Raw genomic sequence first — 21,636 nt, forward strand, 5'->3', positions numbered from 1 at the left:
TATTTAGTCCTGGTGCTCAATAGAATCGTTAAGGTTGTCTTTATTAATATATTGAGCAAATAAAGTCATCAATCGGGTATGTAGTCTGCCGTCCAATTCACTATGCTCTCCCTTTAAATAAAAATCACCTCTATTCAAAGCAGGATCGGCAAATAAAGCATTAGTAATTCCCGGAACTTCTTTATCTCCGATTTCAGTTTTAACCCACTCAACATCCGAGGGGTTCAGACCCAGAATATTGGATCCACTCAATGAGGGTAATTCATTCTTAATTTCATTGAACAGTGATTTAAATTTATCGGGATGCACAGTAAGTTCAACCCCAATACAATGTTGGCTTAACCAAATAACCGTTTGAATCAACTCCTGAGTTAACTGTTCATCAAGAAGCTGGACGGGATTTTTAAATAAATCCATCCATTGGACCAGTTCCGCCTTTTTTTCATCAATCGCGACCTGCGCCTGTCGCATTCCTTCAGCAAAACCTTGTTCAATTGCTTCTTGCTTTAAAAGCGCTATTTCATCAACCAACTGTTCTTCCAGATTAATTTCTGGCGTTTCATCACCTTTAGTCCCCTGATAATCCCAGGCATTAAACTCGGTGTTTTTGCGTTCCAGGTGAAAAGGTTCAAATTCATTAGACATAGGATGAAATACCTTAAATTAAGTTAAATAGGAATACACCGTTAATTACTCTATCTGTAACTGCTCGGTAAGTGGCGTAATTCCTTTTGTTATTGAGTAATGACATCCATCTGGCGAGAACGACTGAACTCACCAAATAACACACCAACTACCATGGCATGAATACATGTATATAACGTGCTGAATAGACGCAATACAACCGTTTCTGGCACGATTAAATCATTTCGTCGCCACCCTTCGAACCAAGTGAGATCTTTCCGTCTTCAGCAAGATTTCTGGCAACAGCAAGAATATCTCTTTGCGCACGCTCAACGTCACTTACCTTAACTGGGCCTTGTACTTCAATATCATCACGCAACAAATCAGCAGCACGTTTAGACATATTTGAAAAGATTTTATCTCTCGTTGTTTCAGTAGTACCTTTCAATGCCAACTTCAATTGTTCGGAAGTAATATCCCGCAATAAGGTCTGTACGCTTCGATCGTCCATATCGACTATATTTTCAAAAACAAACATTTTATCGCGAATCTTATCACTCAGCTCTTCATCCCAATCCTTAATCTTGTCAAGAACCTCTTCTTCCATGGCACCATCCAGAAAGTTAATTACGTCAGCAACCGTTTTAATCCCCCCTACGGATGCTGATTTTCCTACTGTTTGGCCACTCAATTGTTTTTCAATAACTTTTCCTAATTCAGAAATGGCTTCTGGTTTTACCGTATCAATATTGCACATACGTAACAAAACCTCAGCACGCTTTTCTGCACTGAAATAGCTGACTACTTCTGCTGATTGTTCACTGTCAAGATGAATTAATATAGTGGCTATAATCTGTGGATGTTCATTACGGATGACATCTGCAATTAATCGTCCATCGAGCCACTTTAATCGATTCAAACCGCTGTCTTTATCAGAGACTAAAATCCTGTCTATAAAAGGAGTGGCCTTTTCTTCGCCCAATGCTTCAATGAGTACAGTTCGTAGATAATGCTCTGTATCTACAGTCAAACTGGTTTGATCCTCGATGGCACTGATAAAATCAATTAAAACGGTCTGCATTTTAGCCTTGCTAACTGAACTTAATGTAGACATGGCCATGCCAACTTTTTGAACCTGTCTGGGTTCAAGATGTTTTAATACTTCTGAAGCATTTTTCTCACCCATGCTGAGTAACAAAATTGCTGCGCGCTCTATTCCGTCCATCGTTATCCTCTGTCAACCCATGATTTAACAACCTGTGCTACCCGCTTGGGCTCTTTATCTACTACCTGACGTAATAAACTTAATTGAGATTCATAATCACTTGCATCGCTTAAAGACATTTGGCCATCCAAGCCTAATTCTCCAGCTACTTTCGAATTAGTCTGCTCTACATCCTTATTATTGGCCAAAGTTTTAAGCATGGGACGTAACACACCAAAAATCAGGGCAAGTAGAAATAATGCACCTGAAATTTGTTTTATGATTGACCAAAAACTGTCCTTCTGCCAAAAATGTTCATCGGGTAACCGTTCAATGGGGTCCGGTTTCACAAAATTACTGTTAATAACATTCAAGCTATCGCCACGTTTAACATTCAAACCTATAGCATCGGATACAAGCAGTTTTATTTGCTCGATTTCCTGTGGAGTTAAAGGCTTTTTCTCCATTTTTTTAGTTTTATCATTCATCACGGCACGATTATCAACTAATACAGCAACAGATAATCGTTTGATGGTACCTGGTTGATTTTTTGTATGACTGACTGTCTTGTCCAATTCAAAGTTTTTTGTACTTTGGGTGCGAATATCATTCGCTTTACTTTGATCTGTTGTTGTTTGTTGGGGCGCTGCTCCATTAGCCGCATTTTTAGGTGGAATATTTTTCTGACCAATCGCAGCATTCGGTTGTGGTGTATTTGAAAGAGAACCAGCAACACCACTGGCGTCATTGGTTGCACTTCGTTGTTCCTGCATGGTCTGCTCACTTCGAAGCGATGACAGTTCAGGATTAAACAATTCCTGTGTCTGTTCATAACTGGTAAAATCAATATCCGCTGAAACTTTCGCTCGTACTCTGCCGTAGCCCAGAATCGGGGTTAAAATTTCCTGAATTTTTTGTGAATATTGTTGTTCCAAAGTTTGGCGATAATCAAGAAAACGCTCTGTATCTGAAAATAATGTCTGCCCTGCCCCCTCATTCAGTAACTGGCCATCCTGATCCACTACAGTGACTCTGCTTGCACTCAGACTTGGGATGCTTGAAGCGACCAGATTGACTATAGCCGCAATCGTGTGTTTTTTAAGCTCCAGGCCTGAATACACGTCGATAAATACTGAGGCACTAGGTTGCTGACTGTCTCTGACAAATGCTGACTCTCTTGGAATGGCCAAATGAACCCGTGCTGATTTAATGTCATTAAATTTACTGATGGTACGTGCTAACTCTGTTTCAAGAGCCTGTTTGTAGCGGGCATTTTCCATAAATTGACTGCTGTTAAATGTTCCATTTCCTGCAAACATTCCTTCTGTACCGCTGGAATCACGAGGCAATCCTTCTGCAGCCAGTTTCAATCGCGCACTTTGTAATTCATCAGCAGGTACTAACAACGTACCATGATTTTGATCAATTTTATACTCAATTCCACTCCGCTCCAGAACAGCCAGCACGTCCGATGTATCTCGAGGGTTCAATTGACTGTAGAGAGGAATATAACTGGGATCGCGTGACCATAAAACAACGGCCAGACCTATTGCGACGCTTGCGGCCAAGCCTACCAGCAAACCAATTTGGCGAGGGATAGATAAGCTTGCAAATTTTGCCGCCGCAGTAGAAGCATTATCAGCCAGTGCCATTATAAACTCCTGTAGTTTTGTCCTGTACCCAAGGAATTAGCCCAAGGATTCCACAGGACTTACGAATAACACCCAATCTCTTCGTTAAAAATTCCGTTTGCCTCTATCTTGGGGTGTTTCGTACGTCCTGATCCATTCAAATACCCGTATTACACAGGCATATTCATTATGTCCTGATAAGCCTGAACCACTTTATTTCTAACCCGTAAAGTTGCTTCAAAACCCAAATTGGATTTTTGACTGGCGATCATTACCTCACCAAGACTTACATTGGGATCACCGAGCTCGAAACGTGTTTTCAAGGCATCTGCCGTTTGATTCATATCATTGACTTGACTCAAGGCCTTTTGAAAAACAAGATTAAAGGGCGTTTGTTTTACATCCGTCTCATTTACTGTCCCTTCTGCCTGAGCAGCCATTGTTCGTATTTGATTCATTAAATTTACTGTATTTATTTCACTCACTTCCCTGCCCCTTATCCTATCCATTGAAATCAACTCAACCATCAAAGCATACTGTATCGAATTTGCTTAAGGTTAAACGACATATCCTTCTTCACGCATTTTAGCCAGCTTATATCTTAAAGTTCGTTCACTTACGCCTAATAATGCTGCTACCTGTTGTCTGTTTCCTTCATGCTCCAATAAAGTTTTCTCAATCAATTCAAATTCATGTATTTGTAAATTTTTACTGCTTGCAGCTGCAGTTGTTTCAGGCGTCATCGTTGAGGTTAGTGATAACTGTAAATGTTCCCCTTCAATTATCCCTTGAGTTTGCAACACCAGAGCTCGTTGTATCACATTATCCAGCTCTCTTGCATTACCTGGCCAAGGATAAGACAACATCAGTTTTTGTGCCGTCGGACTAATTACCGGAACAACAGGCTGTTTGTGTTGACAATGTTTTCTGATTAAATAATTAGCCAATGGAATAATATCATTTTTCCTTTCTCTCAAAGGATGCCATTGCAAAGGAAATATATTTAATCGATAAAACAAATCTTCACGAAATCGACCGGCCTGCACCTCATCTTTCAATTGTCTGTTTGTAGTTGCGAGAATACGAACATCCAGGCTGATCATTTTATTCGAGCCGATTCGCTCTACTTCTTTTTCCTGCAATACTCTCAGTAATTTAGCTTGTAAACTTAAAGACATTTCACTCACTTCATCGAGAAGCAAGGTGCCGCCCTGAGCTTGCTCAAATTTTCCAGGAGTCGATTTATAAGCCCCGGTGAATGAACCTTTCTCATAACCAAATAAAGTTGCTTCAAGCATCTGTTCTGGAATTGCTGCACAGTTAATTGCAATGAACGGATTTTTTTTACGTGGAGAATGATCATGAATAAAGTGAGCCAATACTTCTTTTCCAGTTCCACTTTCCCCACTAATCATGACACCAACATCTGATTGCGCGACCTTTAATGCCATAGTGAGTAAAGCCTGACTTTTGGGATCCTGGGCTATAGGTTCACCACTATCATCCACTTCAATTTTAATGAATTGGTTGATTTTTTCAGTTAATACCTGAGCACTGAACGGTTTTTGTAAATAATCAACGGCACCATGACGTATGGCAGTAACCGCATCCTCTACAGATCCGAAAGCAGTCATTAATATAACAGGTAATCCAGGACGTTTTTTTTGGATTTCCGTTAATAATTGATTGCCATCCAGTTTATCCATTCTGATATCAGTTAATACCACTGCAGGATTATGTAACTCAAGCAAAGTTAATGCTTCTTTGCCGTCTTTGGCTGTAATATAAGTATGACCGGAAATAGTCATAGTTTCAGCTAGAGCTTCTCTTAATACCGGATCGTCTTCAACAATTAAAACATGGCTCATAAATATCCTTTATTCTAGTTTCATTCGATTCTGTTCATACCTGGTATATACAAATTTACCTGTGTACCTTCGCCTTCAACAGATTCTAAGGTCACTTTACCTCCATGAGCTTTCACAACTGCAAAAACAACCGCTAATCCTAAACCAGTGCCTTGTGCTTTAGTAGTAAAGAATGGTGAAAAGGCTTGTGCTTTTACCTCGTCACTCATCCCCTTTCCATTATCCTCTACTGATATTTGTATACCTGAATCATCCATAGATGCAAGAGTTAAATATATTTCTGTCGCTTCTGATTGCAAAGCATTGATTACAAGATTCAAAACTGCACCAATTAATGACTCTCCGTGAATGGATGATTCACGAGTTATCAACTGATTGTTTACTTTAAATAATGCAGAAGATGACTCTATATAAGGCTGTGCTCTTTGCATTAATTGAGAGCACCAGTAAGTCATATCTATAAATGTCGGTTTAATTGATGTACCTCGGGCAAACAAGAGTAAATCATGAATTTGTTGTTCAATACTCCCATGACACTCCTGTAATCGCCGTATCCAGTTTTTTATGCGGGGATCAAGTTCAGGTAAGTTATTTAAATGCTCCGTATATAAAATTGCTGAAGACAAGGGAGTTCTGATTTGATGAGCCAGCTGGGCAGTCATCGTTCCTATAGATACCAATCGTTTCTCATTTTCTCTCGCTTTCTCATAATCCCGTGTCGCAGTAATATCCGATAGAGTAATTAAGATACCAGGTAAACTATCAAGAGATGAAATAGCAACATGTACCCGTCGTCCATCAGCCAAAGACACCTCATGACCATCATCAGCACGTGGAACAAATGCCCGTTGAATGACATCCAACCATAAGGATCCGATTAATCCATAGCCTAGCATCGCTTCAGCGGAAGGATTTAACCATACCACACGCCCTTGTGCATTCAATATTACAAGCGCAATAGGTAAACTGGATAAGATATCCCATTCAGAAAATTCAATCTGTGGTTTTACCGCACATGTCTCGTAATTACAATATTGCATAAAATCAATAATTAATAAGATAAATAATTATGACTTTAGCAAATTTCACGCCAAAATGAAAATGTCTTTAAAATCAATTAATTAATTACTTTGAAGTGAATGTTTTTTAATTTTTGCACAAGATAATCTCTTTATTCCAGATTTTTTTGACATGTCATGAAGTACTGAATAGTCAAAAGTCCTATTCAGCAGCGCTTTTCAGAGCTATCCATTAGCTCTCTGGATGATGCATTCAAAATTGAAAGATCATTAAAAAACACAGTATTTTTAGGAATTAGTGAAAATATTAGTCATAACTTTGACACTGGACGTGCATGAGTTCAAACAGCATCGATTTCATGACATTGTTCAGAGCAATCTCATGAAATCGATTCGGTGCATGCTTCTATGAATCAGCAACAGGCACCTGGATATAAATGATATAATTCAACATCTGTGCATCAAATCAGTACGCGTAACTCTGCATACACCTCATTTGCCGTAAAGGAACCGTTCCAGGGAGTAACACTCACACCGGTTCTACCACTAGGCGCTGATAAAGATGACAGAATGTAGTTAGGAAATGGTATCTTTCCCCCATCAAAGTAATCATAACCAACTGCGAGTGAAGTTCGTTGCGTTAATTGAGCAGAGATACCAGCACCAACCCGCCAGGCAAATTCACTATCAGTGCTTGTTTGATTGACCGAGGCGATTTCTGTTCGACCAGCTCCAAAAGGTGCTGATATTGTTCTAAAATCTTTAACATTTAAATAATCTACCCCAATTCCACCACCGACATAGGGTTGAAGTGAAAAAGTGCCAACCTGCCATAATAACTTTGAAGTGAGAGTGCCCAGATCAACCCAACCATTAACCATGACACTGTTACTGTCCATTTTAAATTTTCGGGTTCGTACATCACCGGTAAATCCAGGAACGCCATTGTTTGATCCGGTTTGATACTTCGAATAGTCGTAATCACCTCGGTGTTCAAATCGAGCGTCCAAACGCAGATAGTCGGTGATGTAACGTCCCACTCCAAAAAATAACAGTGCCGCTGAATCTAAATCATTTGAATAACCTTGATTGGAAAAATCCCAGATTGCGGGGTCAACAGTGATATCGGCATCGTTTGACCAGGAAGAACCTGCTCCACCAACTAGATACCAGGATTCTGGCTGTACAGCGGGTCCCATAGTTCCAGCAACGGCTATTGAAGAAATACTTAATGCAAGACAAGCTGGAGCTAGTTTGTAACATTTTTTCATGAACATAAATCCCTTTATTTGTTAAGATTGATATTTATACCTGAAATTTGTGATATAAATCAATAAAGAATCAGTGGATTGGATAAAATTTAATGCAACTACTGAAATTTAACGTGTTCAATAGCTCGCTCCCCCTCCTCTCGAATACAGTAAGCATCACCTCAAGCCGGCACAATGCCTGTATGGGGAGATCCTTCGCTACGCTCAGGATGACGAAATAAAACACCCGGCATCACGAGTGAAACGAGGGCTCTCCTGAATGTGGTGCTGTTCCTGCATTTGGAGATCCTTCGCTACGCTCAGGATGACGAAATAGAACACCCGTCATCCCGAGTGAAACGAGAGATCTCCTGAATGTGGTACTGTACCTGCAATTGGAGATCCCTCACTAAGTTCCGAATGACGAATTAAAAAACCCGTCATCCCGAGTGAAACGAGGGATCTCCTGGATGTGGTGCTATACCTGCAATTGGAGATCCCCCACTAAGCTCAGGATGACGAATTAAAAACACCCGTCATCCCGAGTGAAACGAGGGATCTCCTGAATGTGGTGCTGTACCTGCATTGAGAGATCCTTCACTATGCTTTGGGTGGTGAAATTCCTGGATTTGTTGGGAAGTTACACGTAACAGTCTAACTTTCTGAATCTTCATCCAATTTTTTTAAAAATGCGAGTTTTTCAGCGATTTTGATTTCCAATCCTCTTGGCACCGGTTTATACCATTGAGGATCTTTAATGCCATCTGGAAAATAATGTTCACCAGCAGCATAACCCAGTGGCTCATCATGAGCATAACGATATTCCCGTCCATGTCCCAACTCTTTCAATAACTTGGTAGGAGCATTACGTAAATGGACAGGAACCTCTCTGGACTTATCTTTTTTTACAAAAGACATGGCCTGATTGAACGCAACATAACCGGCGTTACTTTTTGCGGCAACCGCAAGGTAAATTACTGCCTGGGCCAAAGCTAACTCCCCTTCGGGAGAACCCAATCGCTCATAAGTAGTGGCTGCATCATTAGCTATTTGCATACCCTTGGGATCAGCCAATCCAATATCTTCCCAGGCCATTCGAACGATGCGTCTGGCGAGATAATGCGGATCTACTCCACCATCAAGCATACGACATAACCAATATAGTGCTGCATCGGGATCAGAACCACGTACCGATTTATGCAATGCAGAAATTTGATCATAAAAATTGTCGCCGCCTTTATCAAAACGTCTGGAATTTGGAGCCAATGCATTCGTTACCAATTCATTAGTTACTGCAGTAACATTCATTGCTGTACAAGCTGTATTAATTTGCTCAAGCAGATTAAGGAGCCTTCTTGCGTCACCATCAGAACAGGCGATAATGACATCCAAAGCCTGATCATCAAATTGCAGATGGGGTAAAACAGCTGTATGGGCTCGTTGAAATAACTCCTTTAATTCATCATCCGATAAAGATTTTAAAACATAAACCTGTGCGCGGGACAGCAGCGCTGAATTTACTTCAAATGAAGGATTTTCGGTGGTCGCTCCAATAAATGTTACGAGTCCTGATTCAGTATAAGGCAGCAATGCATCTTGTTGTGCTTTATTGAAACGATGAATTTCATCAATGAATAAAATAGTCTGTTTATCATGTATTAAATGTTCCTGCGCTTGCTCCATGGCTGCGCGAATTTCTTTAACACCTGAAAAAACGGCAGACAAGGCTATCCACTCACAGTCAAAGGCCTGAGCTGTTAACCGCGCAATCGTAGTTTTACCTACCCCGGGTGGCCCCCAAAGTATCATGGAATGAAGTTTCCGACCGGTAAAACTCAATCGTAAGGGTTTACCTTCACCAAGCAAATGACTTTGTCCAATCACTTCATCAAGATGCTTGGGCCTTAAAAATTCAGCTAAAGGAGGGACAGGTTCCGTATTAAACAAGCTCATTCGTACATACCATTATGAATTATGCCATGATCTATAATAGCTAAGCTGACCGATTTGAACGCTAAAACAGCTCAAAACGGTCAGTTATTTATTGCTGGACTAAATCGACCCCTTTGGGCGGCTTAAATTGAAACAGTTTAGCTGGTAACTTAGGATTGGATTTTATTTGCACTAATTTAACAGTAGTTACTTGCCCTAATTGATCATGCAACTCCAGACCCGTTAATTTATCCTCTGTGAAAATCAATTTAATTTGCTGAAAATTTTCTTTTGGAGATTTCGATTTCAAATCAAAAGTAGTTACCTGCCCATCAGTTTTCTGGGTTACTTCAAAATCTCTGGTGACTGTATCATCATAACCACTCAAAAATAACGCGGCAGTTCCACCTAACCCTTTTTCCTGCTTTTTAACTGTGACTTGCTCTAAATCCACATCATAAACCCACATTTTCGTTCCATCAGCAACAACAAGCTGCTCCATTGGATCGATCGTTTGCCAACGAAAACGTCCTGGTCTCTGTAGAGCCATTGTTCCTGAAGAACGAGAGACTTCCTTCTTTTTAGCTTTTACTATTTGATTAAAATTTGCAGTCATAGTTCTGATCGCATTAAGTTTCTCTTGTAATAACTCACCCGAAGTCTGGCTGAACAAACTACTGGAAAAACAAAACAGGATCATTAAAATTAATTTTTTCATTCTCATTCCTCAGTTACTGATGAAACCAGAACATCCCGGTATCCACCATCAAGTGGGCCAACTATTCCAGTTCGCTCCATCTCCTCAACCATTCGTGCTGCACGGTTATATCCAATTTTTAATCTTCTTTGCACTGCAGAAATGCTAGCTTTCCGGGTTTGAATAACAAACTCTACGGCCTGATCGTATAAAGGATCATCATCTTCTGTTGATTGCCCTTCTTCGTCAAATCCTCCTTCACCACCATCATTGGTCATCTTTAAAATGTCTTCAATATAATCAGGCTCACCTCTGGCGCGCCAATCATCAGCGATACGATGGACTTCCTTATCGTCCACAAATGCGCCATGGACACGCAAAGGTGCGCCACTTCCAGGAGCCAGATACAACATATCGCCATGACCCAATAACTGTTCTGCGCCCTGTTGGTCAAGTATAGTACGAGAATCAATTTTTGATGATACTTGAAATGATATACGCGTTGGAATGTTGGATTTAATCAGTCCGGTCAATACGTCAACAGAGGGTCTTTGCGTAGCAAGAATCATATGAATCCCTGCTGCTCGAGCTTTTTGAGCGATACGTGCAATCAATTGCTCAACCTTTTTGCCAACCACCATCATCATGTCAGCAAGCTCATCAATGACCACCACAACATAAGGCAGTGCTTGTAATTGAGGCGCTGTATCATCCATAGAATCTACAGGTTTCCATAAAGGATTAACCAATGGCGCACCATTAGCAATTCCTTCTGAGATTTTAGTGTTATAGCCTGCTAAATTACGTACTCCCAGAGCAGCCATTAGTTTATATCTTCGTTCCATTTCCTCAACACACCAACGCAATGCACTGGCTGCTTCTTTCATATCGGTTACAACGGGCGTTAATAAATGCGGAATACCGTCATATACAGATAATTCAAGCATCTTGGGATCCACCATAATCAAACGAACTTGCTCAGGTGTTGCTTTAAACAAGATGCTTAATATCATGGCGTTGATACCCACTGATTTTCCTGAACCAGTCGTACCAGCCACCAACAAATGAGGCATTTTAGCTAAATCCACGATCATGGGATGCCCTGCAATATCCACTCCCAAAGCCAAGGTAAGTGGTGAATGAGCCTGCTGATATACATCGGCAGATAAAACATCGGATAATCGAACCACCTCACGCGAATGATTTGGCAATTCAAGGCCAACCACCGTCTTGCCTGGAATAACTTCTACCACACGAACAGAAATCACAGATAATGAACGAGCTAAATCTTTGGCTAATGCCGTTAATTTGCTTACTTTAACACCGGCAGCAAGCTGCAATTCAAATCGAGTAACGACAGGTCCCGGATGCACAGCCACTACGTCGGCCTGTATACCAAAGTCCAATAAATGTTGCTCTACATCGCGCGATACATTTTCTAATTCCTGATGTGTATAACCACCCATAGGTTTACCCGGCTGACCTTTATCCAATAAATTCAATCCCGGTAAGGTACCTGATGTAGTTAATTTAGGAGGACGAATTTCTCTGGACTCTCGTACGTTTTTTATCACTTCCGGTTTAACTTCCTCAGGAGCGATGAGAACAGGAGGTGATTTTTCACGCTCTCTTCCTCGTTCTTTTTCCTTTTTCGGTCTGAATAATTGCGGTACTGATTTTTCTTTAGTGGATACTTCTGCAGGTTCCGAAGCTATTTCACTGGATTTAATAGATGCCGCTCTGGCTTTACCTAAATTAATGACTTTTTTCAGAGCCATATACGTCGCATTAATCCCTACAAGTGTATACTTGCCAATTAATTCAATCGCGTTAAGCCAGGACAAGCCAGTTAACAAGGTAGTCCCCACTAAAAACATGGCTAATAAAACAAGAGTCGCGCCCTGGAAATTCAACATGTGGTACCATCCATTACTTACTGCCTGACCTATAATTCCCCCTGCACTATGAATAGAGTCGACTGCTTTAATCTCCGGTTCAAGAGTTAACAGGCCACATCCACCAAGTACCATCAAAAGAAATCCAGCTGAACGAAGCATCAGAACGGTTCTGTCAATGAATTTTAAAGTTTGAAAATCCTTTAATATCGACCAGGCAACGTATACAAAAGCTATTGGTAGCAAAAATGCAAAATAACCAAAAGCAAAATACAATGCATCCGCCAGATAAGCACCAACTTGCCCACCAGCATTGGCAATATCGACTCCGGGCCGAGTAGCATGAGACCAACCTGGATCACTTACCTTATAAGTAAATAAGGACAAAAGCACGAAAAGTGCAATTGATAAAATGAGTATGAAGCCGCCTTCACTCAAGCGCTTTGTAACATAATTCGGCATGGATTTTTTAGGGGTTCCAGCCTGTTTTCCCGAGTCTTGTTTTGCCATAGGTATTTTATTATTTTCGTTTTTGTCATAATATTTGCCATCTTAACACAAAATATAAGGAAGGCAGAGACGATGAGCACAAGCAATCACCACCGCTTAATCATACTTGGTTCTGGTCCAGCAGGTTACACCGCCGCAGTCTATGCCGCAAGAGCCAATTTAAATCCAGTATTAATCACTGGTATGGAACCGGGCGGTCAATTAACCACTACCACCGAGGTAGATAACTGGCCTGGCGACGTTGAAGGTCTGCAAGGTCCTGCTCTAATGGAACGGATGCAAAAGCATGCTGAGCGCTTTGATACTCAAATCATATTTGATCATATTGTCAAAGCTGATTTAGCACAAGCTCCATTTACATTACAAGGAGACAGCACGACTTATACCTGTGACGCATTAATCATTGCTACAGGTGCTTCTGCCCGATATCTGGGTCTGGAATCAGAATCAGCATATCAGGGGAAAGGTGTTTCAGCGTGCGCAACCTGTGATGGATTTTTCTATCGTAACAAAGCAGTCTGCGTCATTGGAGGTGGAAATACAGCGGTTGAAGAAGCACTTTATTTATCTAATATTGCTGCATCGGTTACGTTGATTCACCGAAGAGACAGTTTACGTTCTGAAAAAATTCTCCAAGATAAGTTGTTTGAGAAGGCGCGTACTGGCAACATTAAATTGATATGGAACTCAACTCTGGATGAAGTTCTGGGTGATGGAAAAAAAGTAACTGGGGCAACCATTCGCAATGTGCTTACAGATGAAAAAACAGAATTAGCCTTAGATGGGGTTTTTATCGCTATTGGCCACACCCCCAATACGGGATTGTTCACTAACCAATTAAAAATGAAAGACGGCTATCTGACAATCAAGTCTGGTTTGGATGGGATGGCGACCAGTACATCGATACCCGGTGTATTTGCCTGTGGTGATGTTGCTGATCATGTATACAGACAAGCCATTACTTCAGCAGGATTTGGCTGCATGGCAGCGCTGGATGCAGAGAAATATCTGGATTCATTATAAAATAGTGCAGTCGGGCTTCGTAGAAGATCCAACTGCCAAATTTAGGATAATAGAGCCAACAGAGAGTGTTGGCTGTATTCTTTATAAAATGACCTTAAGGATTAAGGACTACATTGGTTGATACTGGCTATATTTTTCCGGACCCTGAAACCAGCGACAAACAAGGACTGCTTGCTATAGGCGGTGATTTATGTCCACAGCGTATAATTCAAGCCTATACTCAAGGTATTTTCCCTTGGTTTGAACCAGGATGTCCTATTCTATGGTGGTCGCCCAATCCCAGATTGATTCTGCTTCCTGACCAAATGAACGTATCAAGGAGTCTTGGAAAATCGTTAAAAAAACCCTTCAAATTATCCATAGATACCGCATTTCAACAGGTCATTACTTCATGCGCCACCTGTTCAGGGCGTTTCAATAATACCTGGATTACCCATGAAATGATTACCGCCTACACTACTCTTCACGCAATGGGCTATGCCCATTCATTTGAAGTATGGCAGGATGAAAAGCTTGTTGGTGGATTATACGGCATCAGCCTGGGAAAAGGTTTCTTCGGTGAGTCCATGTTCCATAAAGTGACTGACGCATCAAAAATTGCTTTATACTATCTGTGCCAGACACTTAAAGATTGGGAGTTTGATTTCATCGATTGCCAAATGCCAACCAATCATTTACTTCGGTTGGGTGCCACCGTCATCAGTAGAAAAGAATTTCTACATTTATTGGAGTTAACACTAAAAAATCCCAATAAACTGGGCCAATGGGATCATCCCTTGAAGTTATCCTTAAAATAATTATTGGCAAAATCCGTTATATTTTTCTCCAGTGTACCGACCAGCTCTTTAAAATTACCATGATTGACCAACGATTTATCCAATTTGATTCTTCCTTGATGCAGGTTCATCAAAATTTTTCCATTAAATTCAATTTGGTGATCGCTGAGGTTTTCGGGTGGTCTGCGTTTCAGCTGAAGATTAATCTTAGTCTCAACTGCCCTGATTATTCGCTTTTCACCAAAGCCCTGAGCAATTTTTTTTGCAATACTGAATAAGGCATCAAGATAAACGGTTCCCTTATCAGATAGGGTCTTGATTGTAACTGCAGTCCTGGCAGATACTTTGGACATATCTCCAACTGCTCGCCAGAGTTCTGCTGGTACCTGAGCGAACGCAAGGTAACTCTCAAGTTGTTGTCGACTTATATTTAATCTGTGGCATAATTGATCAGGAGTGATTTTCGCTGTAGTTAATAAAGTATGATAGAGCATTCCTTTCGAATAATCAGAAACAGTTTCTTTCTCATAATCGGCTATAAGCACGGTTATTGCCTGCTCAAAACTTAAATTTCTAATAACTGCCTGAACTTCAAGGTGATGAGTCTTGCACGCCATCCATCTCCTATACCCTGCAATGACAACATATTGTGCGGATGGATTATCTTTAGGCTTGAAAGTCTCAGATACTCTGACCACAATGATAGGCTGACACTGCCCCGCTTGTTTAATACTTAAAGCTAAAGAATCAATACACCCTAATTCAAATGAGCTTCGTTCGCGATACTCCCATGTATCAATTGTGTTACAATCTAACTTTACAATATGTTCAGAATATCCCAGTTCCTGCTCAACGGATTTAAATCGTTCAAGGATCGCATCAGATAGACAAAAATTCTGCATTTTGTACTCCTTCATTTTCCTATACAGGACTTACCCTTTGTGCCACTGTATCTGTATTTTGTGAATGGAGAGGAGGATATGGTTTCGCCCATATATTAGCAATTTTAATGACCTCATCTGCTAAAGACAAAAACTCTTTATGACTATCACATCCTGGACGATAATTTCCTAGCCATTTCCCCTGAAATGGACTTTCCAATACTGCTGCTTTAGTGGATATGGACGTTTCAAATGCTTGTCCAGATTTAATGAGTTCAGACAATAATTTTTCTGATAATTTATGTCGTTTATTGATTTTGCAGCCCAAAATTTTAAAAGGTTTTTGCGCCATTCTAGGTATGGATATAGCATCCGTGAGATTACTTTGATCCAAAAAACTTGGAGAACAAGGTAAAATAATTAAGTCTGAAAGCATTATTGCTTTAAATGCGGCAGGCATGTAGTTGGGAGGAGTATCCAAAACAATAAAATCATAAGTCCTCCTTAATGACTCCATTGTATCCATGGGTTTTTCTTCAAAAAGTTCGATTACAAAATTGATGTGATTCCCTTGTTTAGCCCAATTTATAGCATCAGGTTTATCTTTATCCATATCCGCAACTATTGCTTTATAGCCTTTCTCTAATAAAGCACCACACAAATTAATGGCTGTAGTTGTTTTAGTACTTCCACCCTTTGATTGGCTGACTGCTATAACATAGCCCATAAGACCTCCATGTAGCTTAGGATTTCTCCCATTATTATAGTACATTATTTAGCCAGTGATTAAATAATTGTACTCAACAGAGAAAGTTGACAATTCCTTAGGAAGTTGCTTTTAATGCAACGAAGAAGTCAGCATGGCAAGTTCTGGTTTAATCGAAACGGGATACCACACCAGTATCCATGTTTGTAATAATAACAAAAACATAATGAGCAAGGCACCAAAAGAAAACCAATAATAACTGGCCAGACCTGATACAGGTATTTCTTCTCTAAACACATTTAATAACACAGAGCCTGCAAGAAATGCCAGCATGAAAGCAGCAATTAATACGTTAACAGGGTCAAAAAGTACTGAACAAATCCAGCCAACTAACAAAGCACTTATCAATATAAAACGCCCTAAATGATTAAATTGCGTGCTATAAAATCGACAGAATTTACGATCCGTCAAAACAAAATGTAAGGCCATAGCAAAAGTAAACAAAACGGTAGCAGAGATACTGGTTAAAGCCCGTAACGACATGGTATAGGTAATCAAAAAGTTATAGAGACAGAACATGGTGAGATGCAATCCATAAACCATGCCGTCATAGTCCCCTTCATCACGATACCGTTCTGCAACCAGATCAAAACCGTAATAGATAAGAAATCCTAGTAGTGCGACTATATAAATTAACAACTCAGTAAAGGGAGTGAGCCATTGATTAGTCATAAGAAAGCGACCAATGGGTTTATTGTACTCAACCAGATTAGGCAGCATATGCAAAAAAACATAGGCTACAGCCACGCCACCTGCAAAAGAGACAAAAGCACTTCCATTGCCAGGTAAATGATTTGCAAACCATGGACTTAAATAGTGGAATATCACTAAAAAAAGCGTAGCCGCTAATGCAACCCATAAATGGGGTGCCGATATCCATAACACTGAGATACCTCCATCAATCCTGAATCGGTACGTTACAGTACATCATTATTCAATAAAATATACAAATAAAGCCAACTTAACGAGTACTTTTTATAAGGGAGGTTGCCGTAATTTTTTGATTGTTCCTCTCAACGTTTTCCTATCCAGTCTTTTAGTTATTGAAGATTTTGACGGTTTCGTTTCTCTACGTTTCTTGGGTGCGTAACTGGCTTTTTTAATTATTCCAATTAATCGCTGTAAAGCGTCTGACTTGTTTTGTTCCTGACTTTTATACCGCTGAGCCTTAATAATAATCAAACCTTCAGCAGTGATTCGATAATCATTTAAAAGCATAAGACGCGATTTATATTCCTCAGGCAGAGTAGACTTGTGAATATCAAAACGTAAATGGATGGCGGTTGAATTTTTGTTTACATGTTGCCCACCAGCTCCCTGAGCTCGTATTGGAGTTAACTCAATTTCCTCTATAGGTATAAAAACATGAGTTGTAATTTTTAGCATGATTCTCTCCAACTTGATTTTCAGACCTATAATATAAAATTACACTAGCTACCTCTTATACAGATTAAGACTATTGATTAGTAATTTAAAATGGTTCAGTTATCAACTTTAAATAAAATAAGGTAAGCTTAACAAAAATAATTTGAGGAGTATTGTTTATGAAGAATCATTCCCCTGGATTTCTTAATTTAGTAGACGATGCAAAAAAACGAATTAATGAAATAAGCCCTCAAAATCTAAAACGAATGATTGATAACAAAGAACACATCATAGTAATAGACATCCGGGAAGATCATGAATTATCTGATGGATACATTCCCACATCAATTCATTTAAGTAAAGGAATTATTGAACGTGATATTGAACAACAGATCCCTGATCTTCATACCCCCATAGTGGTGTATTGCAGTGGTGGATTTCGTTGTGCTCTAGTCGCTGATTCATTACAAAAAATGGGATACACCCAAATCTTTTCACTTAATGGTGGGTTGCGCAGTTGGATGGATGCGGGTTATCCCATCCAAAAATAAACCATGCTCAAATGCCATTAAACTACACTGATTAACTTCACCCAGGTATATTAACTGTTAGTCAAATCAGAGATAGCCGAGCTATTCAGGGGAAGTAATTGATCACGCATTACCCTCCCCTTAAACTGATCAAAAAAATCACGGATTAAATGATCATCATAATCATGGTTCGCTTTCCTAAACTCTTTTGGCAAATAGTACCAGGACAGCACGGGTAACTCATGATGCAACTTATGATAATTAAAATTCATAAATAACAACGCCAGGGGCTTTGGTAAATAAGAGTTACGAGCAGCATTAATATCGCCATGAAGTTCGGTAGCATAATGAGGCATATTATCAAAGTATGAAAACAATAAGGCTCTTATCAACAGATAGGATATAAACAAAATCATAAACTGGTGATAAATGAAAAACATCGAGACAAGTATGCAGAGCGATAGTATAAAATCCATGCGTAATTTCACCAGATTCGAACCTTCTATATGCTTCTTAAGATGATTATTGGAAAAATGCTGTAATTTATCGTTATGATTAAATTGATTACCAAAGGTTTTATTTCCTATCTGGATGATTTTTTTACGGGGCAGAAAAAACATAAAGGTCATTGCAAAAATGTATATAAGATAATGCCCACCAAGAATAGTAAAGAAATAATTTAAAGTACCTTTCCATGTTTTTGATTGTTCATCAAGGCACACATCGATTTCGTCGGTTTGACGATTGACTCGATGGTGGAACAGATGGCCAAAACGAACCATATTAAATGAAGTAAATAAGAATACTGCTAATATTCGTCCCATGAGATCATTTATCTTTAAATTCGAATGTAAAATATTGTGTATCCCTTCGTGGATAATATGCCAGTGCATATTAGTTAATCTCAGTAATACAAGATCAAAGAACAATACTCCACAAATAATGACATAGTTATTGGTTAATAAAGGAATCAAAAACACTGATAAATTGGTACACAACACCATTAAAAAGACAAACAGGTTTAATTTTTGCGGTAATTTAACAATCATAATATCTTCTTAATTAATTTCTATTTCAATGTTTATGCATTGTTATTTAAAGACTATTCACATAACCATCAAGATTGGCATATGATAACACAATATGACACCATTTTAAACTTATGCCCACTCTATTTCAGGACTACTGTGCCATCATAAGAATAAACTGTGACCTGTTAGCACCAGTTAAATTGTATAGTGCATTAGGTCATAAAAAAATTAAATACCTAATCCATACTGGAATAGAAATATCGCGTCTTTTTTTCATAAAAGTATATTTTGAGGTATAAGTCCATTTAAAAACCAGAAAAAAACGCTAATAATTTAAATGAATCACACGCTTGGATTGCCATTTTTCTGAAATTAGTGCACTATTTCACCTTTATGAACTTGTAACATCATTGAGAGACTTATGGCAAAAGAAGATCATATTGAAATGGCTGGCACCGTTATCGATACCTTACCCAACACTATGTTTCGTGTAGAATTAGAAAATGGCCACGTTGTAACCGCCCACATTTCAGGTCGTATGCGTAAAAATTACATTAGAATACTTACAGGAGATAAAGTTAAGGTAGAATTAACTCCTTACGATCTATCCAAAGGCCGTATTATATTCCGCGATAAAAATTAATTTAATTCGTCAATCGTATTTCATATATCTGAAATTCATCTCTTGATTTGCAGTCATCTGGCGTAGGTAGAGCCTGCGCTACAGGTAAAGGCAATACATCAGGTTATTCTATGTTCGCGACATGAAACGCTTTAGCGATATCAGTGTAACTGAGTCAATTTTATCTTAAAACTTCATACCACCTGGATCACAAACCAACAAACATCAATCAAATAAACTACACGGTCGTCCCGAATGAAACGAAGGCTTTCCTGAATGATGCGGTGAATCGAGTGCGGTGCCACTATGAGGGAGATCCTTCACTGCGTTCAGGATGACGTATCAATACAGGATCACATATCAATTCAGAATGTCGAACAAAAACCCGTCATCCCGAGTGAAACGAGGGATCTCCTTGATCTGGCTGTGAATCAAGTGTACTGCCACTTTGAGGAAGATCCTTCACTGCGTTCAGGATGACGTATGAATTCAGGATGTCGAACAAAAACCCGTCATCCCGAGTGAAACGAGGGATCTCCAGAATGTGGCTGGATCATGAATACAGTGTGCCATTATGAAGGAGAGCACTAAGCCCTATCTCAGGAGGCTCATAGGCTTAAGCTCAAACTCTCCTTATTTCCCAGCAACCATCATTTTTTCTATCAATATTGAGCCGCATCGAGTTGGAATATTCGGATTTATATCATTACCAACAGCACGTATCATATGAAACATTTCTTTTAAATTTCCGGCGATGGTCACTTCATCAACTGGAAACTGAATTTCACCATTCTCCACCCAATATCCGCTTGCGCCTCGTGAATAATCACCGGTTATACCGTTAACACCCTGCCCCATTAATTCAGTTACCAATAAGCCCCTATTCATTGTCTTTAATAATTCAGGCAATCCACCAGCTGTCGGATCTACAGTCAAATTATGCACGCCGTCACTATTGGCCGTTGTTTTTAAACCCATTCTCCGAGCAGAATAACTTCCAAGAACGTATTGTACTATACGCCCCTTATCAACCAGGATATTAGGTCGAGTTGGAACCCCTTCCCCATCAAATGGAGAGCTTCCTAAAGCGCCGGGTAAATGAGGTTGTTCATAAATACGAATGTACTCGGGAAATATTTGTTGGCCTATGGAGTCAAGCAAAAATGAATTTTTTCGATACAAATTGGATCCGCTAATAGCGCTAACAAAACTGGAAATCAATCCGCTTGACACTCTGGATGAAAAGATAACGGGTGTCGTTTGAGTGTCAATCTGTCTGGATCCCAAGCGACTCAATGCACGTTCTACGGCATTTCGCGCAATCAAATCAGTATCGACCAGATCCGCTGCATTTCGCACCGTTGTATAATCATAATCTCTTTGCATTTCCTCACCTTCTTTTGCAATCACAGAGCAACTGATGCTGTGTCGAGTACTATGAATATAACCTTCCCCACCATTAGTGTTTGCATAAGCATGATGCGACTCATAAGAAGACACGCTAACTCCATCGGAATTGACGATACGTTTATCAAGAGATAAAGCATACTGTTCACATTTTAAGGCAATTTCGATTGCCTGCTGTGGTGTCACATCCCAAGGATGAAATAAATCCAGATCTGGATGGTTTTTGGTCATCAACTCCCGGTCTGCCAAACCAAAACAAGGATCTGCCGCACTAACCCTGGCAATATCGCATGCGGCCTGTACCAATGACTCAAGCGCCGCGGGTGATGTATCCGTACTGCTTGCTCCACCTTTTCTTTGACCTATATATACAGTTAATCCAACACCTTTATCTTCACTGAATGCAACTGTTTCAACCTCCCCCATACGGACATCTACAGAAAACCCTCGGTCATTATTGACGGCAACAGCCGCATCAGTAGCACCCTTTTGTTTGGCGATTTCCAATACTTGATTCATCAATTGAGTTAATTCAATAGTTGACTTATATACTTCACTATTGTTATGTTGCGTTTTAATTTGCATATGAGATTCCGTGGTGTTGA

General features: G+C 39.7%; 21 protein-coding genes. 4 read left to right on the plus strand and 17 right to left on the minus strand.

What is annotated here, in order from left to right; all coding sequences use genetic code 11:
- Window positions 1–3 precede the first annotated feature (3 nt).
- The 11 genes from IZU94_RS03355 to IZU94_RS03400 form a co-directional block, all read right to left on the minus strand.
- Window positions 4–645 (minus strand): flagellar assembly protein FliH, encoded by a 642-nt coding sequence (locus IZU94_RS03355; protein ID WP_203108001.1) that lies wholly within the window; start codon window positions 643–645, stop codon window positions 4–6.
- Window positions 646–734: 89 nt separating this feature from the next.
- Complete coding sequence (locus IZU94_RS18285; RefSeq protein WP_255541666.1) at window positions 735–857, minus strand: hypothetical protein; 123 nt, start codon at window positions 855–857, stop codon at window positions 735–737.
- 2 nt (window positions 858–859) lie between these two features.
- Window positions 860–1,849 carry a flagellar motor switch protein FliG gene (gene fliG / locus IZU94_RS03360; RefSeq protein WP_058473543.1) on the minus strand — a complete coding sequence of 330 codons (990 nt, stop codon included), beginning with the start codon at window positions 1,847–1,849 and terminating at the stop codon, window positions 860–862.
- A gap of 2 nt (window positions 1,850–1,851) precedes the next feature.
- On the minus strand, window positions 1,852–3,480 hold the full coding sequence (gene fliF / locus IZU94_RS03365) for a flagellar basal-body MS-ring/collar protein FliF (RefSeq protein ID WP_203108003.1): 1,629 nt from the start codon (window positions 3,478–3,480) through the stop codon (window positions 1,852–1,854).
- 149 nt (window positions 3,481–3,629) lie between these two features.
- Window positions 3,630–3,944: a flagellar hook-basal body complex protein FliE gene (gene fliE, locus IZU94_RS03370; protein WP_369410896.1), complete on the minus strand. Its 315-nt coding sequence runs from the start codon at window positions 3,942–3,944 to the stop codon at window positions 3,630–3,632.
- A 72-nt stretch (window positions 3,945–4,016) separates the two neighbouring features.
- Window positions 4,017–5,327 carry a sigma-54-dependent transcriptional regulator gene (locus tag IZU94_RS03375; protein WP_203108007.1) on the minus strand — a complete coding sequence of 437 codons (1,311 nt, stop codon included), beginning with the start codon at window positions 5,325–5,327 and terminating at the stop codon, window positions 4,017–4,019.
- A 20-nt stretch (window positions 5,328–5,347) separates the two neighbouring features.
- Complete coding sequence (locus IZU94_RS03380; protein ID WP_238400485.1) at window positions 5,348–6,367, minus strand: sensor histidine kinase; 1,020 nt, start codon at window positions 6,365–6,367, stop codon at window positions 5,348–5,350.
- A gap of 440 nt (window positions 6,368–6,807) precedes the next feature.
- Window positions 6,808–7,617 carry an outer membrane protein gene (locus tag IZU94_RS03385; RefSeq protein ID WP_203108009.1) on the minus strand — a complete coding sequence of 270 codons (810 nt, stop codon included), beginning with the start codon at window positions 7,615–7,617 and terminating at the stop codon, window positions 6,808–6,810.
- A gap of 633 nt (window positions 7,618–8,250) precedes the next feature.
- A complete protein-coding gene (locus IZU94_RS03390) occupies window positions 8,251–9,549 on the minus strand; it encodes a replication-associated recombination protein A (protein ID WP_203108011.1) in 1,299 nt (432 codons plus the stop codon).
- 88 nt (window positions 9,550–9,637) lie between these two features.
- Window positions 9,638–10,246 carry an outer membrane lipoprotein periplasmic chaperone LolA gene (lolA, locus tag IZU94_RS03395; protein ID WP_203108013.1) on the minus strand — a complete coding sequence of 203 codons (609 nt, stop codon included), beginning with the start codon at window positions 10,244–10,246 and terminating at the stop codon, window positions 9,638–9,640.
- Between the two features lie 2 nt (window positions 10,247–10,248).
- On the minus strand, window positions 10,249–12,630 hold the full coding sequence (locus tag IZU94_RS03400) for a DNA translocase FtsK (RefSeq protein WP_203108015.1): 2,382 nt from the start codon (window positions 12,628–12,630) through the stop codon (window positions 10,249–10,251).
- A 72-nt stretch (window positions 12,631–12,702) separates the two neighbouring features.
- Between IZU94_RS03400 and trxB the strand changes: the two genes are divergently transcribed.
- The gene (trxB, locus tag IZU94_RS03405) at window positions 12,703–13,653 is read left to right on the plus strand and encodes a thioredoxin-disulfide reductase (protein ID WP_203108017.1); all 951 of its coding nucleotides are present in this window, start codon (window positions 12,703–12,705) and stop codon (window positions 13,651–13,653) included.
- 113 nt (window positions 13,654–13,766) lie between these two features.
- Window positions 13,767–14,450: a leucyl/phenylalanyl-tRNA--protein transferase gene (gene aat, locus IZU94_RS03410; protein WP_203108019.1), complete on the plus strand. Its 684-nt coding sequence runs from the start codon at window positions 13,767–13,769 to the stop codon at window positions 14,448–14,450.
- On the opposite strand, the gene IZU94_RS03415 is transcribed toward aat, so the two are convergent.
- The 4 genes from IZU94_RS03415 to arfB all read right to left on the minus strand — a co-directional run bounded on the left by IZU94_RS03415 (window position 14,423) and on the right by arfB (window position 17,462).
- On the minus strand, window positions 14,423–15,331 hold the full coding sequence (locus IZU94_RS03415; protein ID WP_203108021.1) for a ParB/RepB/Spo0J family partition protein: 909 nt from the start codon (window positions 15,329–15,331) through the stop codon (window positions 14,423–14,425). The two genes, aat and IZU94_RS03415, sit on opposite strands and share 28 nt — an antisense overlap.
- A gap of 19 nt (window positions 15,332–15,350) precedes the next feature.
- Window positions 15,351–16,037 (minus strand): ParA family protein, encoded by a 687-nt coding sequence (locus IZU94_RS03420; protein WP_203108022.1) that lies wholly within the window; start codon window positions 16,035–16,037, stop codon window positions 15,351–15,353.
- A 111-nt stretch (window positions 16,038–16,148) separates the two neighbouring features.
- Window positions 16,149–16,961, minus strand: a complete 813-nt coding sequence (locus tag IZU94_RS03425) for a hypothetical protein (RefSeq protein ID WP_203108024.1) — start codon at window positions 16,959–16,961, stop codon at window positions 16,149–16,151.
- Window positions 16,962–17,051: 90 nt separating this feature from the next.
- Window positions 17,052–17,462 carry an alternative ribosome rescue aminoacyl-tRNA hydrolase ArfB gene (gene arfB, locus IZU94_RS03430; RefSeq protein ID WP_203108026.1) on the minus strand — a complete coding sequence of 137 codons (411 nt, stop codon included), beginning with the start codon at window positions 17,460–17,462 and terminating at the stop codon, window positions 17,052–17,054.
- 158 nt (window positions 17,463–17,620) lie between these two features.
- Between arfB and IZU94_RS03435 the strand changes: the two genes are divergently transcribed.
- Window positions 17,621–17,992 carry a rhodanese-like domain-containing protein gene (locus IZU94_RS03435; protein WP_203108028.1) on the plus strand — a complete coding sequence of 124 codons (372 nt, stop codon included), beginning with the start codon at window positions 17,621–17,623 and terminating at the stop codon, window positions 17,990–17,992.
- Between the two features lie 50 nt (window positions 17,993–18,042).
- On the opposite strand, the gene IZU94_RS03440 is transcribed toward IZU94_RS03435, so the two are convergent.
- Window positions 18,043–19,020, minus strand: a complete 978-nt coding sequence (locus IZU94_RS03440; protein ID WP_203108030.1) for a fatty acid desaturase — start codon at window positions 19,018–19,020, stop codon at window positions 18,043–18,045.
- Between the two features lie 403 nt (window positions 19,021–19,423).
- Here IZU94_RS03440 and infA point away from each other — a divergent pair, with 403 nt between their 5' ends.
- Window positions 19,424–19,645 carry a translation initiation factor IF-1 gene (infA, locus tag IZU94_RS03445; RefSeq protein ID WP_006872751.1) on the plus strand — a complete coding sequence of 74 codons (222 nt, stop codon included), beginning with the start codon at window positions 19,424–19,426 and terminating at the stop codon, window positions 19,643–19,645.
- 612 nt (window positions 19,646–20,257) lie between these two features.
- On the opposite strand, the gene pmbA is transcribed toward infA, so the two are convergent.
- Complete coding sequence (gene pmbA, locus IZU94_RS03450; RefSeq protein WP_203108032.1) at window positions 20,258–21,616, minus strand: metalloprotease PmbA; 1,359 nt, start codon at window positions 21,614–21,616, stop codon at window positions 20,258–20,260.
- Window positions 21,617–21,636 lie beyond the last annotated feature (20 nt).

Origin of the sequence: Legionella bononiensis (genome assembly GCF_016786215.1) — a bacterium.
GTDB classification, from domain to species: domain Bacteria; phylum Pseudomonadota; class Gammaproteobacteria; order Legionellales; family Legionellaceae; genus Legionella; species Legionella bononiensis.